A 16,101-nucleotide genomic window follows, 5' to 3' on the forward strand; every position below is an offset into this window, starting at 1 on the left:
ATTATCCTTTTTCGTCAACCATAAGTCCGGCCAGTTCCCAAGCTTTTGCTATCATATCGAGAGTCTTCTCCGGCGGCAACTCCTTGATTGTCTCTCTGGTGGTCTTGTCCACGATCTTGATTGTGATACGGTTAGTATCCTCGTGGATTCCGAACACTGCCTCAGAGTTATTGAACATTTTCTTGTTCATCTCGCTGATAGCGTTCATTATGCGCTTGTTCTCAGCCTCGATCTGTTCCTGTGTCCTCTCCTGGCGGGTAGGCACGTTGGGATTGGTACTTTCCTGAACTTCTACTTTAGGCGCGGGAGTCTGAGTAGACGGAGTATCCAGTGAAAAATCCGGTTTCTCCTGTCCCTGTCCTGCACCCTCAGGAAAATTAACAACGCGCTCTGCCTTCTGGACATCGGGAATCTGTGTTGTGCCTACTGCACCAATGTTTCCGATTGCTTCCATAGCCATCTCGCTCACCTCCTTGTGTTTCTTTTACAGCGGCTATCCCTTTCCGCTTTTTTCATATCAGTATGCCTAAAAATATACATAAACATACTTATACTATCCTCTATCCATTATATCGGATGTAAACACAGAACATTTAGGTTCTTATAGTTTTTTAATAAAATGTTTATATACAGGAAATAAATAAGAGCCCCATGCATCACCCTGCACGGGACTCCCACAACATCGTATTTAATTATTACTGTTTCAAAAGGTCTGCTAATGCGGAAATACCATCTGTATTTGTAGCAGCCTTGTTCTCTTCCTGGATCTGCAGATATACTTCTTTTCTGTAGATCGGAACCTCCTTCGGTGCGGCGATTCCCACCTTCACCTGATCTCCCCTGATGTCTAAAATTGTAATCTCAATATTATTGTTAACGATGATAGACTCGTTCTTTTTTCTGGATAATGCTAACATAGCTCTTCCTCTCTCTCCTTTTTTATACCAAGCTCCCCACAGAAGTACCTTAAGTAAAATTAACGCTGTGCCAACTCCTTCTGTTTCTGAAGATAGTCATAAATAGGGTATTTTACAGGATAATCATCGTCGTCAATAATGATCTGACATGCCTTGCAGTTACCCGAATTGATGATGATAGGCCCCTTCAGATTGACTGTCATCTTAGTGATATCCTGAGGAACAGTCACGGTTACCAGAACCAGAAGGTCCTCATCCTCAAGAGGAAGTATGTCCTTAATGTTTTCCTCCGGAACTACAGGATTGAAGTCCGGCTTAACGTAAAGCGGATCCATAACCGGCATAGCGAATACCGGGTCATCAAGTGACTGCAGCCATCTGATGTTGTTGGTATCCTTATCTTTATCATGCATGAGCGCAAATGCGGTCATGTCCGGAAAACCGATAATACCCTTCGGAAACTCTATGATCTTGCTGTCTTCAATCTCAATCTCTCCGAAAATTCTGGTTGTTAATTTCATTCTGGTACCCCTCCATATGAAAAAACATCACTACTATTCATTGTAGACAAGTTAACGGTATTTAGCAAGTAAATAAAGTATAAAGTGCTCCCCTCATTCCCTCATCCGCCCTTCGGGCACCTTCCCCCAGAGGGGGAAGGCATTTTATATTTCCTCCACCAAGGGGGAAGGCATCTTTTCTACCATATCAGATGTAGTTCATCAGTGTATCTTTACCAATCTTACCGGTTGCCATGAGGGCTGCCTGGTAGGTGAGCTGTGCGGTTGCGAGATTGGTTGCTGTCTCTGCAAGATCAGCGTCCTCATTATCGGACTGCAAAGTCTTGAAGGTTGTGGTCTGGTCCTGAAGTCTGGAGTTGATTAGCTCAAGTCTCTTACTTCTTGTACCGTTGTCTGTTACAGCTACGTTTGCCTTATCAAGAGCCTCCTGAATGCTGGTGATCTTGTGCTCGAATTCCTCCTGGATGTTCTGGCGGAGGTAATCATATGCCTTCTTGCAGGCATCGATTTCGTTCTGAACAACTCTTATTTCATCCTCATCTGTGAGGTCTGCGATTTTTTCCTTAAGAGTTTCAAGAGTTGTATTTACTACATTTATCTGTGCTGCGAGCTGATCAAGATCGAAAACATCTCTCTTAATTGTTGTTGTGAAAACTGAATTCGCAGTGGTATTTACCGTAATCTTCTGTGAATATCCAACGTCATACTGAATATCGTGAGCCGCATTACCACCGTTGTAAATAACTCCTTCACTGTCCACACAAGCAAACAGGTTCTGAGGTCTGATATCTCCCTGCGCCCATTCCTTCTTGTCGTAAACAACATCAATTGTGTTGGCGTTGCTGATAAAAGCAAGTGCTCCCAGTTTCTCCGAAAGGTAATCGTTAAGAAGAACTTCACCGGTTTTCGCATTGAGATAAACCATGTTATTAAGGGTCTTGGAGTACTCCTCATAAGCTTCCAGGAACATCTCTTCATCTCTTGCTACATTACCAAAATTATAATTGCTTCTCTTGGGTGCGTATTCGCCCTTAAGCTGCTTATATGCTTCATCAATCTCATCATCAGATGAAGTTGAATAGAGGATATGATCCTTATCGATTTTAATTGTTGTCTCTTTATATGAAGAATGCATACTTCCGTTTGCTGTTACCTGCAGCACTGTCTTGGTAGCGTTTCCGTACTCATCCTGCTCGGTTGCCTTCTCGATCTTGTAGGTTCCGTCTCCGCTTACGGTTGCAACGAATTCGTTATCAACTTCTATCTTATACTGCTGCCCAACGGGTCCAAGGAGCGGCATTGTAACTTCGGTATTTTCTCCATCTGAAAAGGCCAATGTTGTTACACTTGTGGTATGCATGGAAACTATCGCGCTCTCAATTCCTGTGGGAACATCGAACTGTCCATCTCCGTCGCCGTCTGTCAGAACTCCGTCTTTACTAACTTCGAACTGATAAACATCATAGGACGTAAGATCTGTCACATTGATGATGTAACCTCTCTCGGGATGAGTGATGCTTGCTCTCTCTGCGGTATACTGATAATTACCAACAGTTACTGTATAGGTATCTGAAAGCGGAACATATGCATTCTGCTCCACGCCTTCGCTGTTTACAAAAGTAAGATCAAAATATGTAAGATTTGTATCTGTTATTGAAGAGGTTGCTTCCTGAGCCAGATTTTCCCTGAACTTCAGCTCCGCATAGTTTCCATCTCCGACTGTGTAATCGAGGTTGTCATAGGAGCATCTGATTCTTCCGATTTCAACCTGGCGGATGTCATCCTCCTTTGTCTCATTTTTAAATCTTCCTGAGGTGCTGGTATCAAGAACGTCGCCGGCATTGAGATACTGCATATTAAGAGTTCTGCAGGACTTGCTGATATCGCCCGCGTTGAATTCGTCATTTATATCTGTGAAATTCTCTGTCGTGGGCTTTGAATAGGACAGAGCTGTATCAGTCCTGAACCCTGTGAAAATATAGCGTCCGGCGTAATCAACATTACCTGTGGAATAGTACTCTGCTGAAAGAGCATCCAGCTGGGTAACGATTGTATTGAGGTCTGCCATGGTGAGGTCCTTATTGGCACCTCTGTTGGCCTGCTGAATCGCATCCGTGAGAACATCGGTAATTGTGGAAAGGGCATCCTCAGTTACATCCATCCAGCTCTTTGCATCCTTTGCATTTTTGTCGTAGTACTGGTCAAGCTGTGTAACTGTGGATCTAAGTCTCAAAGCTCTGATTGCAATAACCGGGTCGTCAGAAGGTCTGGCAATCTTTTTTCCTGTTGCCATCTGAGTGTTCACTTCATCCTCTGCCACCTTGTTGTTATTGATGTTGTAGAGTGAGTTGTTGTTCATTATCTTGTTGGTAATTCTCATGGTAAAACCTCTCTTTAAACTCCTGTCTGAGTTATCAGTCTGTCATAAACCTCTGTGAGCGTGTTTATCATCTTTGAGTTGAGTGTGTAGCTGTGCTCGTACTGAACAAGTGCCGAAGCTTCTTCATCTTCATCGACGCCCATTACGCTGAGTCTCTGATTTCCTATAGTCTTCTCCAGTGCTGTGTAGGTCTCTTCCAATGTGCCGGAATTGCTGGTATTGAGCGCCACATCTCCGAGAACCTTATCCAGGAACTCGCCGCTTGTAGCTCCCCTGAAGATATCTTCTTTATTGAAAAATTCGTTCAGTGTCTCAATATTTCTGTACTCCGATTCGCCCTCGGTCACATCCTGTTTGGTTGCCAGTAGATCGGAATTGCTTCGAAGTTCCCTTGTAACTGTAAAGTTTCCTGCAGTAACTTCGTAGTAGCCTTTATTGTTTGAGAGGGAAGTGAGCTGAGGATATGAAAACTGTGCGTTTGAATCCATGTCGCTCGTTCCTGTCAGAATATAGCGTCCTTCAAGTGAGTCTGCAGTGTAGCCCTTGGACATTATGTCGTTTACTCTGTCTGAAAAACGTCTTATCCACTCGTTCATCTGCTGCATGTAGTACGGAATGCCCTGATATGAAAAATCGGCTCCGACTGTTGCTGTCCTATATTTGGGAGGAGTTGTCGACCTTGTACTCTCCGCTGTAAGTATGAAGGTGTAGGTATCACCGCCATCGTACTGCCAGTCCTCGTATGAATAAATCTTACTTGCAACTTCGATTTTTCCTGCAGCAGGAAGTGTACATTTTGTCATGTCCATAAGGTCGGGATCCGAAACCTTGATTGTCACTGTTGTAAGTCCGGTCTTCTGATCTTTTACCGAGTTCTGAACTTCACCGCTAAAGAAGAAGCTGTTGTTTCCGTCTCTCATATCGATGAGACCCTGAAGTTCTCCGCCGATCAACTTATTATCAAGATCAAATACGTCAAGTTTGCTGGTATCGTCGCCGTCCTTAAAGCTTGTGGGTGCCCATTTGATGTCGTAAAGTCCGACGATGTCTGACTGGTTTACATTTTCATTTGCTTCTCTTGCTATACATACAAGCTTTCTGTAGGAGTAGGAATCAAGGAGCTGCTGCTTTCCTGCGATATTTACGATAAGTCTTGTTGCTCCGGTCTCACGCTCGGGATTACTTGCATCGACAACCTTGGTTTCCTTTACTTCTATATTTACTATTTTTGAAAGCTTATCAAGAAGCTCATCTCTCTGATCTCTCAGCTCATTCGCTCTTGAACCCTGCATCTCGATGATGTTGATCTGCTTGTTAAGGGAACAAATCTGCTCTGCGTAGGAATTGATCGTATCGCAGTCCATTTTTATCTCCTGGTTGATATCGTTCTGGAGCTGTTTTAATGATTCTGACATGTGGTTAAAGTAGTCGGTGATCTGTGAGAGCGATGATACGAAAGTCGCCTTGGATTCTGTAGTTCCCGATGCCTTCATAACGTCCTGCAGCGCTGACTGCATCTTGGAGAAAAGGCTTGAGAATCCGGTTGTTCCATCGTCCTTGAAGTACTCCTCTGCAAGCTCGTTGAAGTAATTTCTCTGAGATACTCTGCCCAGAAGTGACTCGTTGGTTCTGTACTTGACGTCGTAGAACTCATCTCTTACTCGCTCAATCGCGATGGTGTCAACACCGGCACCTGCGCATCCGTAAGTTGTGAAAACTCTGAGCGCATCCGATGCTCTCTGATCAACCTTCTGTCTGCTGTATTCATCGGTATTGGCATTGGCGATATTATTTGCTGTTGTATTAAGTGCTGCGTTCGCCGCTCTAAGTCCCGATGCAGCTATGTTTAATCCAAAAAATGTTGAAGGCATATCTTTTCCTTTCTTTAGCCTTCCCCCTGGGGGCGCTCGACGTCCGGGGGACGTCGGTTCAGCGCGGACCGAAGCGGAGCGAAGACAGGTGGCACGAAGTGCCGGATGAGGGGATTACGAGCCAAGCGCCGTAACCACGTGCTCGAGCATCTCGCTGACTACATTTATATATCTACTCGATGCATTGAATGCATTCTGGAACTTAATCATGAATTCAAGTTCTTCATCACTTGATACTCCGACGATCTGCTCTCTCGCGTTAGATACTGCAGATACTGTCAGTTCCTGATTGGACTTGATTCCTTTATATACATCACCTGAATTCGCAACCTGTGAAACCAGCATGTTGTAGTATCCTACGAAATCAGTTTTTGTTGCCACGTTGGGGTTGATGAGATATTTTGCTGTGGTGAAAGCACTCTTCAGCTTCTCAACCGTATCATTATCTTCACTTCCGTCTGCGAGGAGGAACTTCATTGCGGTGGGCTCTGCCATGTAAAGCGGATTAACTGCGATGTTGGTGATTATGTAGCCCTTTCTGTTTTCTCCTGCCTTGTGATTCTCATCGATGTCGTAGTTGAGGCAATCCTCTTCGTTAAGGACTTTGAAAAGATCATAATCGGAAGTTCTTCCTTCCACCTCACCGAGAGTTACGGGGTTACTTCCCGCATCCTCATACACCTGATTTATTGCTGTGCAGATATTCTTGATCATCTGGTCGAACTCTGCTTCCACGTTCATGATGACTGACTGTGCGATGTTTGTATTGTAGTAGGCACCTGTCGGATCATCTGTTATATCGTGATAATTTGCGTGGTGGTCACCTCTTGCAAGAAGTGTTGAGCGAAGTTTTCCGATATCTGTGTTCATCGCTGTGGAGACTGTCTGTGTAAGGTCAAATACCTTAGCTCCTCTGATATCTGTTACTACCCATTCTTCCTGGATAGGATCGTATTCTTTCTTTGCTGCGAACTCCCAGTAAGGAGTGTTATATCCTGAAGGGCTTCCGCCTTTATCTGCCGGAAGTGTATTGTCACATGCCATGTGGTTTACATGATCTGTTGTTACGAACTGTGTTCCCTCAAACTGTACAAGTACATTTCCGAAGATGTCTTCGTAGTAGCTAATTCTTCCGAGCTCTCCGAGCTGATCGAGAAGAAGATTTCTCTCATCTCTAAGATCGTTTGCATGCTCCTGATTTCCCGACTCTATCTCAACTATCTGAAGGTTAAGCTCTTTTATCCTGTCACCGATCTTATTGATCTGCTCAACCAGATCCGCAACCTTGAGATCCATGTTATCCTGGTAATTTGTGAGGCCTTCGTATACGCTGTTAGCTCTTGTGATAAACTCGTTAGCTCTTGTCACAAGTGTGCTCTGGTTAACCGCGGATGTAGGATTTTTACTCATCTCCTGAACTGCTACCCAGAGGTTACTGAGAGAATCCGCGAACTCATTTCCGTTCATCTCCTGAAGCTGATCCTCGATCTCTTCAAGGGTTGTAACAGACACATCATAGAAAGCCTGTCTTCCTGACTCCTGCCTGTAGCTCTGGTCAAGGAACAAACTTCTGACCTGTTTACAATTGTTGTAAACAACTCCGAGTCCTGTCTGTTTCCAGGAAATTATTCTGAAATCCTTTTCAGTGGTGATGTAAGGGCGAGTGCCCTGTGAAACCTGTTGTCTCGTATAGCCTTCCGTGTCTATATTTGACATATTGTGGGCGGTGGTGTTCAGAGCGTTACTTGATGTCTGAAGTCCCGATGCTCCAATATATAAGCTTCCCATTAAAGATGCCATGTATTTACCTCATTGCCTATGTGAGCTTGTCTAGATATCCCTTTTCCGGACTGACATCTGCTGTTTTGGTAAGGGCTATCCCTGTCAATTACACTATTACTCATATAATGTATCGGTTAATTTGGCTATTTACTTATATATATGCGCTCACTTTTTTTCTGTTTTCTCTTACCGTTTTTCATGCATAAAAATAAGTCTATTTCATGTTTTCACAGAAGTAGACTTATGTTTTTCAGGAAAAATCTTCTTTATATTGTTAATCCGTAAATCCATTTCTTCAAAATTTGAAAATTGACTTACACCTATGCCAAAGTTTACTTTATTACAATTATTTAACATCACTGCTTCGCATCAAACCTTCCCATAGGTGCAACCCCGATCAGATCACCTCTGGTGCCGGCTTTTCTTGTATAGTTTGCAGTTTCAGGTGCACGTCTTGCTGCCTGAATGATATTCATCTCATACTGAACCATCTCAAGTGAACTCTGAAGCAGAATCTGGTTCTGATCATTAACTCTCTGAACATTTTCTGCCAGTGATTTAAGCTTGTCTCTCATCTGTGCAAGACTTCTCTGCTCATTGGGCCTTGAATCAAGCATTCTGATAAGTTCGATAAGCTTGAGATTGTTGCCCTTTTCTCCTATTACGTCTGCGATAGCGTCCATGGCAGCTTCTCTTTCTTTGTCCACTGCAGCTATAAGGGAAACCACAGCCTGCTCATCTCCTGAAATCTTGGAAAGTTCTTTCAGATCTCTCTGGATTATCACCGGTGTCTTCTTTCCGGACAAAACCAGAAGTCTTTCATATAATGCACATTCTCTGTCAAGAGCATCAACAAGATTCTGTAATAAGCTTGCCATAGTAGTACCTCCAAGAAATAGTTAGGACTTAAAATAGGATTTCGCTTGCGAAATCCTTGCGCGCGAGCAGATTGCTTTAGCAATAACTTCCATTCTGCGAGCTGCGCATCCCACGGAGTGCTTTTTTACCGAAGGTAAAAAAGGGCAAAGTTATAGAGCCTGCCTAATAGCCATCGGAGCTTTAACCGTTTGATTAAGCCGGCTCTAATAGTTTCTATATGTATTTGGTTAGGATTAACCTAATGATTCACTAAGTTTAGCGAGGAGCTTGTCTGCAAAATCCTCTCCGCTAACGTCATATGTGCCGTCCTTGATTGCACTCTTTAAGCGTGCCGTAACGTCCTCCCTGACATCCGGAGCCTCTTTCACAGCCTGCTTAGCAACCTGAATATCCTTTCCGATTGAAGAAATCTTCAGAGAATCAGAAATATTATTAGTCTTCTGAGTCTTAGCGGTCTTATTCACTTTGCTGGTGCCATAAACTTGTTGAATCTGGCTGTAAGCTTCTATACGCATATCGTTTCCTCCTTCCTTGGAGAATTTCTTTAGTTCTACTACATTTATCGGCGTATTCTGCAATTACTTTAGAGTTTTTTGAAAATATTTTCAAATATATTTTCCGGCCTCTCACCGATGTCATCCTGATCAATCTATCTTGTGGACATCGGACTCTACATACCCGATATTGTGGTGTCGCTCCTGAAAACCCAAGGTATTGTGCTTTATCTTCCTCACCAATAATAGTATCGGAGAGCCCTTAGCAAAACTTAACCCCTATTTATGAAAAAAATTTTATTTTTTTTTTAGAATTTCCAAATCCTCTGTCACCACCACCGGCTCATCCGGAAGGTAACCTAAATTATCGTTATCAACTATCACCAGATGAAGCTTCTCACCCGCCTTATGATAGCCAAGATCCACCACCTTCTGACAGGATGCGTTACCATAGCCACACAGACTCTCGCCCTCAAGCCTGATTTCAAGCGAGCGCTCATTCGTCCCCTCGCGGTTCATGTAGAAGTACAGCTCGCCATCGAGGTTCGGTGTAATCAGAAACTCAAACTTACCATCCGCCGGCTCACATGTTGCCTTTATAAAAACTTCATCCTCCGCATCTGTGAAATAATTCCACAAAAGCTCTTGCGCTTCAAAAGGATTTGCCGCCGACTCGATAATCTCCATAAGTCCCGGAATCGTCTTATCCGTAATGAGATCCGCCGACAGCGCATACTCATTCGTAATCACATTGTGCGTCGAACTGTCATTTATATGATACTTTATCCCCAGAATCGCATCGGCACAGCTTGTATTCCAGTTGTCATACATCGTATAAAGGCCGTTATCATTGAAACCCAGCCTGTACATGAAAAGTCTGTTCTCAACCTTCAGAAGGCTGTTGTAAGTCGTAGTTCCTCTGTACCCAAAATGAAGACTTTCATTCGGTGTCCTGGGACTAAGCGACTCTATTCTGTAATTGCCGTTATCTGCCTCAGCCTTACTGCCGCCAGTCTTTTCGCTGTCAGTCAGCACCTCACCGTTCTCCGCCTCTCGGTCTCTGATAATTCTAAGCGCTGCCTCCGTCTGGATGCACTTCATCCTGTTTCGTGACGCAGTTTCGCCGTTCATCGAAGAATTTCTGTACACACATATAAAATTGAGAGAGAGGTCCGCCGCCAAAACGAGCCCCATAACCAGTAAGGCAGTGAGTCCAGCCTTCTGTACCGGCTCATTTTCCCTATAAAAACAGCCCCATATAACCACTGCCGCCCCGCCTGCAAGAATAAGCAATAAATTCAGGAAAAGAACTATCCCTCCAAGAAATCTCACATGCGATAACGAAGCAACTCCATACAAGGCAAGCGTAATCACCCCGGCTATCGCAATCTTTCCCGGATGAATCTTCCCCTGATGATTTTTACGCTGACACATAGCAAGATAAGCCATGGTTAGACACACGAATGAAAAGACAAATGAATACCTGTAGAGATATCCATAGGCCTCGGTTCCGCCGTGAGCCAGCGTATTAAGCGGTTTTATGCAGAAAAATGCAAGCACAATTACAAGGTATGAACCAAAGAGAGCTCTTACCTTAACACTTATTTTCGAAGTCAGGAAAAACAGAACGCATGGCATTATCAAAACCGCGCCAAAATAGATATTGGGCATGCCATCCATAATCTCCATCGTGTCATAGCTCATCGTGAAGAGCTTAGGCAGCACATCCAGGGGTGACAAATATCTCCCCACCGCTTCGGAAGACGGAAGATATTTCTGAAAAGCTTCCATCATCGGACCGGAATGATCCTTATTACTTCCCATAAGAGACATGACTGTGGGCACCAGAAACCAGGCATCCAGAGCAATCGCAATCGCAGAGCCAATTAAAAACCTCCCAAAGCCCTTCAGGGTATCAGCCTTACCAAACAGCACCCACAATACCGCGAACACTCCAAGGAAAATCAGCACCATCGCCGCGATATAATAATTCACAAAAATCATCACCATTACAGAGAGCACATACAAAAGCATTCCCCGCTTCTCATGGTGAATCAGTTTATCGAAACCCATTGCCACAATAGGAAGCATGATCACAGCATCAAGCCACATGATATTTGTCATGTTGGCGACAGTCCAACCACAAAACGCAAAGGCAACCGAGATTTGCAGATTGAGCAGAACCGAGCCAAAACCACAACGCTCATCAGCTCTCCTCCCAACATGCGACAAAAACAGCGACATGCAAAAAGCTATCGATGCCATTTTCAGCATGATAAGAAATGTCACCGCGGTGGCATAGTACTGCTCGGGAATAAAGATGAACATCAAAAGAAACGGGCTCGTAAGATAGTAGGCCCAGATACCGAACATTTCCGCGCCTAGCCCGCAGTTTTCAGAGTACAGAAAACCGTCCTTCCCATGCCACACATTGTGATAGTAGGAAAAGAAATCCACGTACTGCTGCTTCATGTCCTCGTACAAAAATGTGCGATCTCCAAACGGAGTTATATGAAGCACAAGGCACAGCGCCAAGAATAAAACAAGTGAAAAGCTGAAGGCATAGAGGGCTGTCAAGAAAGCCCCTCCGGTCCCGCCACTCCTATTTACATCACTCCCAAAAGTCTCGGACCTTCCATTACTTCCAAAAGTCCCAGACCTTTCATTACTTCCAAAAATCCCCAACTTAATCCTAAGTTTCCCCCTGTCAAAACATCAGCTCTCGCTTGCCCTCAGCGCTCTGCGCTGTGTGAAGCAGAATTTCTTCAACCGGGAAAACCTCTCCTCCATTTCAATTCTCTCAGGCTCCGTGATCTCCCTGTCGGAGTACAAAATCTCCTCATAGGTCCCAAGGAAGGAAAGCAGCTCAGCGCTGAATTTCCCGCTAAGTCTCTCCTCATACTCGCTCAAGGTCTCATCCTGTCTTCGTCCAAGATGCCGTCTCCTCAGAAGCTCCATGCTGTTTTTACAAAGAGTCGTGGCCTTTCCGCGCTCGCTCATTCTCAAATAGCGCCTTCTCTTTAGAAGCCTGTCCAGCGCAAACATCAAAAGTGTAAGCGACACTCCCGCAAAGACCGGAATCAGAATCTTGTACCAGTCTATCTTTATAGAGGTCTTCTCCTCTACCGGCTCCTCGTAGGTCTCTTCCTCTTCTTCGGAGTAAGCATGCGCCGCCAGGTAGGCCTCGCGCTCCTTCTCAAGCAGAAGCTCCCTCTCGGACTGAACCGCCCAAGCGACATCACTTCGCATCCCGGGCGTGGGTTCAAAACCAATCCACCCCAGGCCTTCAATATACGCCTCCGGCCAGGCATGCGCAAGCACCGAACTCACTTCCACCATACTGTGCCTTCCCATCGGCACATTGAAGCCCTGCACATATCTCGCCGGAATCCCATAGGCTCTAGCGAGCAGCACAAACGCCGTAGCATAGTAGCTGCAGTACCCTTCCTTCTTATTCAAAATAAAATAATCAAGAAAATCGGCTTCGCTTTTCACTTCATCCGGAATTTCACCGGGGCTTTCCGTATATTTAAACTCCGCGAACATCCCCTCGAGGCGCTTTAGCATCTCATAATCAGAGTCCGCGCCCTCCAGAATTCCGTCGACATACTCCCTCATCTTATCAGACAACACTGTCTTTGGAAGATAATTCTCATAAACCGCTTCGCGATATTTAAGAAAATCCTCATAAGAAAAATCGCTGTCTATGCCGCACTCCGCCTTCGCCGCTTCAAAGCTCTCCTTACTTACCTCATGGGAATCCCTCGCAATCGTATCAAAGAGCTCCGAATCCTTATTAAGGCGATAGAACACCACATCGTAGGGCTTTCTTGCAGCCCTCTTATTTGGAAATTCAATGTCTCCGCCCTCGGTCTGCCGCTTTTGCCACTTATCTCCAAGAGGCAGATATTTACCCGGTGTGAAAAGACATTTCGTATGCATATCCTTGTACTCAATCGTTAATGCAACCCTTTTCAGGACATCGGTAACCGGATCTTCGCCCATCTCATCCAGCGCGAAGCTCACGGTCTCAATAGTATCCGCAAGGCGCTCATCCATCTCGGAAGTGTCCTTCTTATCCCAGCTGTGACCGTCGAAGGTATCAAAAGTCTTCCCCGAAAGATAGAGCCTTGGATCATTCTCATTTCCCGACTTCAGTCTCATAACAATTCTCTTATTCGCAGAGAGATCCCCCGCAAATTCGCCGCGATTTGAAAAGCCGATCACCGCAGAGCCTGTATCCCAGCCGTTTTCGCCAAACACGCTCTCACTCAGCATGACATATTCACTTACAACAAAACCTGAAATTCTCTTTACAATCCCCCAGTCGTAGGGCTTATCCGAAACTCCAAGCGCCGAAACAAGCGCAAATACCACGATTAAAAAAGGTGAAACCGCAACCAGATGCTTCCTCGGTTCGGTATCTCCTTCCTTTACGGAGAATCTCTGAATCTCATCAACTGCCACAAGCAGCGTATATATCAGAATTACGCAGACGCTGATCTTCTCCACCGGCATCCCTGTAAAGAGCGACGATGTAAGGTATATGCATCCCCCCGCTGCGATGAGAATTCGCAGGTTCCGATATTTTCCCGAGAAAAATCCCACCACAAAAACTGCTGCCGCAACAGCCATCTCCCGGAAAATCCAGGAGTATTCCCGCAGCACATCTATCCTGTCCTCAGAGGGCACAATAAGCCAGAAAGCGAGCACAGCAGCAAGCAAAATCCCAGCAAGCACAGCTCTGCCCCGGAGCTTTAAATGCTTCATCAAAAGCAGATAAAGCGTCGTACCTACCGCAATCACTATCCACGCCTTCTTCACCTCTTCGGGCTCGAAGTACCCGTGAGTAAAGGATGACACCGCTACAGACAGCGGCATCATGAATAACAGATCATAAAGAATCTCAACTATCATGCCTTCGCCTCCGCCGGTGTATCGACTCCAATTCTTACGATATCAAATCTGCCGCTTACCGTATCCGCCACATCTCCGAGACTCTCGTCCTGAGCAAGATAAACCCTTATCGGTGACAGATCTGCATTGATCATATCTGCTCTCTCACTCTCCTCGTGAGTCCAGCTCTGCGCCACAAAGATAATCATGCGATAGCCCGCAAGGCCGCCGTCTATATACAGCTCCTCCAGAAGCTTATCCATATCGTTGTCCTCGCGGAATGAAAATCTGCTCATCTCCGAATAGAGCGTATCGAAATCGCCCGCATCCCTTACATGGAGCTTTTGCACTTCCACGGCCTTATAAATAATCTCCGTGGGAATGTTGTTTTCCATATAATAAAAAGAAAGTGCGAGTACCCACTCGATCACCTTATTTTCAGGGGGCAGATACTCCTCCATCCTCTTCTGATATCTTCCGGGATCCATCACAATCGCGATACCGCTCTTTTCCTCGCCGCGGCGCTCTCTCACCATGAGTTTTTGTGAGATCGCGCTGGCTTTCCAGTTTACAAAGCGAAGGTCGTCGCCGTCTGCATATTCGCGCACCGGAATATCGGGTTCGGTTTTTCTCTGATAATTGTCGCGGTCGGAATCCGACAGAAGTTCACTCCCCTTAAGCTCTGATAAATGCACCATTGCAGGCACCACGATTACGCTGAGGGGCTCCTTTATAGTATAGGTAAACGAGAATATTCCGAAAAAATCCCCCACTACTATTTTCTTTATTCCAACATAATACTCGCCCCTGTAACGACATAGGAGCTTGGTCTTTTTCTGAATGGATGAATGCGGCGGAAGCTCATAGACAGCGCCGTCATCGATATCTGAGATCCCTGAAAAAGATGAATAGAAAATTATTCTAAGAGATGAAAACGAAAACCAGCCTTCGTTTTGCAAAGTAATATAAAAATCCGAGGGCGCTTTGCAAACCATGTCACGCCCCTCGGTCTTCTGATAGATTTTAAGTGAAATTATAACGCACAGAATATACAGATAAGAAATCACGGGAATGAGCAGCACTGTCCAGAAAAAGACATAGGTAACAGCCCCTCCGAACATCGAGATACCGACGAGCGAAAGAGCAAAAAGTGCAGCTAAAATCACCATCCCCTTATTTTTCATAATCCGCCTCCATGGGGATGTTCACCTTCAAAACAAGAGCCTCCAAAACATCTTTACTTGTCTTCTTCTGAAGTCTCATCTGCGTAGAAAGAATGAGTCTGTGTGAAAGAACCGGCACCGCCATCTTCTTTACATCATCGGGTTTAACGAAACTTCGTCCCTCGAGGAAAGCCTTCGCCCTCGATGCCTGCAGAAGATGAAGAAGCGCTCTGGGACTTGCTCCGAGCGAGAATCCGCTGTCCGTTCTTGTGGCGGCAACTATCTGCTGTACATATCCGAGTACGCCGTCGCTAACGTGGATCTTTGATACCTCTTCCCTAAAACCGGTCACATCCTCCGCATTAAGAACCGCCTTCACGTCCTCGATTTTTCTTCCGCTCATGTTATCCCTGGCAAGCCTCAGTTCCTCCTCGGCAGAGGGATAGCCCACTGACAACCTCATCATGAAGCGGTCGAGCTGCGCCTCCGGCAGCGGATATGTTCCTGAAAAATTGATAGGATTTTGTGTGGCGATAACCATGAAAGGCTGTGGAAGCTGATAAGCCTGACCGTCAACAGTGACCTGAGATTCCGCCATTGCCTCAAGAAGCGCCGACTGTGTCTTAGGTGATGTTCGGTTAAGCTCGTCCGCAAGAACAATATTTTTCATCACGCCGCCGGGACGATAATTGAATTCGCCTTTTTTCATATCATAGACAGACATACCGGTAACATCTCCCGGCATCGTGTCCGGCGTGAACTGAATTCGTCCGAAAGAAAGTCCGAGAGACCCCGCAAAGGTCCTGGCCAGTGTGGTCTTACCGACTCCCGGAACATCCTCCAAAAGAACATGCCCTCCCGCAAGAAAGCAGCAGAGCACGTTATCAACTGTGTCACCCTTCCCAACAAAGTAATCATTCATCTGCTCCCGAAAAGCATCGAGAGCCCCCGTTTTTGTCCCCATTTACTCCTCCGTCATGTAATAAAATTTAAGCCTAAAACCTCGAAATTGTGATTATATTTTAACTCAATATTGGAATATTATCCATTATTTTCAGACACTGAAATTTAATACATATTTATCTTCTCCACCTTCGGACTATTCCTGAACGGTCTTGAGAAATTTGATAAGGCCTACGCCGCCGGAGAATTTACAAGAATTTTCACAACTAATCTGATATATCAGAAGCCTGAGCTT

At 45.2% G+C, this 16,101-nt stretch carries 12 protein-coding genes; all 12 read right to left on the minus strand.

Going from position 1 to position 16,101, the window contains the following annotated elements:
- Position 1: 1 nt before the first annotated feature.
- Entirely contained in the window at positions 2-460 is a 459-nt protein-coding gene (locus G630_RS0110875; protein WP_026498575.1) for a flagellar protein FlaG, read from the minus strand.
- Between the two features lie 235 nt (positions 461-695).
- The gene (gene csrA / locus G630_RS0110880; protein WP_022761402.1) at positions 696-917 is read right to left on the minus strand and encodes a carbon storage regulator CsrA; all 222 of its coding nucleotides are present in this window, start codon (positions 915-917) and stop codon (positions 696-698) included.
- A 59-nt stretch (positions 918-976) separates the two neighbouring features.
- Positions 977-1,438 carry a flagellar assembly protein FliW gene (gene fliW / locus G630_RS0110885; RefSeq protein ID WP_026498576.1) on the minus strand — a complete coding sequence of 154 codons (462 nt, stop codon included), beginning with the start codon at positions 1,436-1,438 and terminating at the stop codon, positions 977-979.
- A gap of 187 nt (positions 1,439-1,625) precedes the next feature.
- On the minus strand, positions 1,626-3,818 hold the full coding sequence (locus G630_RS23595; RefSeq protein ID WP_049946173.1) for a flagellin N-terminal helical domain-containing protein: 2,193 nt from the start codon (positions 3,816-3,818) through the stop codon (positions 1,626-1,628).
- A gap of 14 nt (positions 3,819-3,832) precedes the next feature.
- The gene (gene flgK, locus G630_RS0110895) at positions 3,833-5,689 is read right to left on the minus strand and encodes a flagellar hook-associated protein FlgK (protein WP_026498577.1); all 1,857 of its coding nucleotides are present in this window, start codon (positions 5,687-5,689) and stop codon (positions 3,833-3,835) included.
- Positions 5,690-5,803: 114 nt separating this feature from the next.
- Positions 5,804-7,489: a flagellar hook-associated protein FlgK gene (gene flgK / locus G630_RS0110900; protein WP_026498578.1), complete on the minus strand. Its 1,686-nt coding sequence runs from the start codon at positions 7,487-7,489 to the stop codon at positions 5,804-5,806.
- 338 nt (positions 7,490-7,827) lie between these two features.
- A complete protein-coding gene (locus tag G630_RS0110905; RefSeq protein WP_022763284.1) occupies positions 7,828-8,349 on the minus strand; it encodes a flagellar protein FlgN in 522 nt (173 codons plus the stop codon).
- 234 nt (positions 8,350-8,583) lie between these two features.
- The gene (flgM, locus tag G630_RS0110910; protein WP_022763283.1) at positions 8,584-8,865 is read right to left on the minus strand and encodes a flagellar biosynthesis anti-sigma factor FlgM; all 282 of its coding nucleotides are present in this window, start codon (positions 8,863-8,865) and stop codon (positions 8,584-8,586) included.
- A gap of 276 nt (positions 8,866-9,141) precedes the next feature.
- Positions 9,142-11,421, minus strand: coding sequence for a YfhO family protein (locus G630_RS0110915; RefSeq protein ID WP_026498579.1), 2,280 nt, complete (start codon positions 11,419-11,421; stop codon positions 9,142-9,144).
- Positions 11,422-11,559: 138 nt separating this feature from the next.
- Entirely contained in the window at positions 11,560-13,761 is a 2,202-nt protein-coding gene (locus G630_RS0110920; protein WP_026498580.1) for a transglutaminase family protein, read from the minus strand.
- The gene (locus tag G630_RS0110925) at positions 13,758-14,924 is read right to left on the minus strand and encodes a DUF58 domain-containing protein (RefSeq protein WP_026498581.1); all 1,167 of its coding nucleotides are present in this window, start codon (positions 14,922-14,924) and stop codon (positions 13,758-13,760) included. Before G630_RS0110925 ends, G630_RS0110920 begins: the two co-directional genes overlap by 4 nt.
- The gene (locus tag G630_RS0110930; RefSeq protein ID WP_026498582.1) at positions 14,914-15,867 is read right to left on the minus strand and encodes an AAA family ATPase; all 954 of its coding nucleotides are present in this window, start codon (positions 15,865-15,867) and stop codon (positions 14,914-14,916) included. Before G630_RS0110930 ends, G630_RS0110925 begins: the two co-directional genes overlap by 11 nt.
- Positions 15,868-16,101 lie beyond the last annotated feature (234 nt).

This window comes from Butyrivibrio sp. WCD2001 (assembly GCF_000424485.1).
GTDB lineage: Bacteria > Bacillota > Clostridia > Lachnospirales > Lachnospiraceae > Butyrivibrio.

What these genes read in the sequence shown, in the direction of transcription:
- G630_RS0110875 (WP_026498575.1), bottom strand. Translation starts at nt 460, where the DNA reads ATGGCTATGGAAGCAATCGGAAACATTGGTGCAGTAGGCACAACACAG.
- csrA (WP_022761402.1), bottom strand. Translation starts at nt 917, where the DNA reads ATGTTAGCATTATCCAGAAAAAAGAACGAGTCTATCATCGTTAACAAT.
- fliW (WP_026498576.1), bottom strand. Translation starts at nt 1,438, where the DNA reads ATGAAATTAACAACCAGAATTTTCGGAGAGATTGAGATTGAAGACAGC.
- G630_RS23595 (WP_049946173.1), bottom strand. Translation starts at nt 3,818, where the DNA reads ATGAGAATTACCAACAAGATAATGAACAACAACTCACTCTACAACATC.
- flgK (WP_026498577.1), bottom strand. Translation starts at nt 5,689, where the DNA reads ATGCCTTCAACATTTTTTGGATTAAACATAGCTGCATCGGGACTTAGA.
- flgK (WP_026498578.1), bottom strand. Translation starts at nt 7,489, where the DNA reads ATGGCATCTTTAATGGGAAGCTTATATATTGGAGCATCGGGACTTCAG.
- G630_RS0110905 (WP_022763284.1), bottom strand. Translation starts at nt 8,349, where the DNA reads ATGGCAAGCTTATTACAGAATCTTGTTGATGCTCTTGACAGAGAATGT.
- flgM (WP_022763283.1), bottom strand. Translation starts at nt 8,865, where the DNA reads ATGCGTATAGAAGCTTACAGCCAGATTCAACAAGTTTATGGCACCAGC.
- G630_RS0110920 (WP_026498580.1), bottom strand. Translation starts at nt 13,761, where the DNA reads ATGATAGTTGAGATTCTTTATGATCTGTTATTCATGATGCCGCTGTCT.
- G630_RS0110925 (WP_026498581.1), bottom strand. Translation starts at nt 14,924, where the DNA reads ATGAAAAATAAGGGGATGGTGATTTTAGCTGCACTTTTTGCTCTTTCG.
- G630_RS0110930 (WP_026498582.1), bottom strand. Translation starts at nt 15,867, where the DNA reads ATGGGGACAAAAACGGGGGCTCTCGATGCTTTTCGGGAGCAGATGAAT.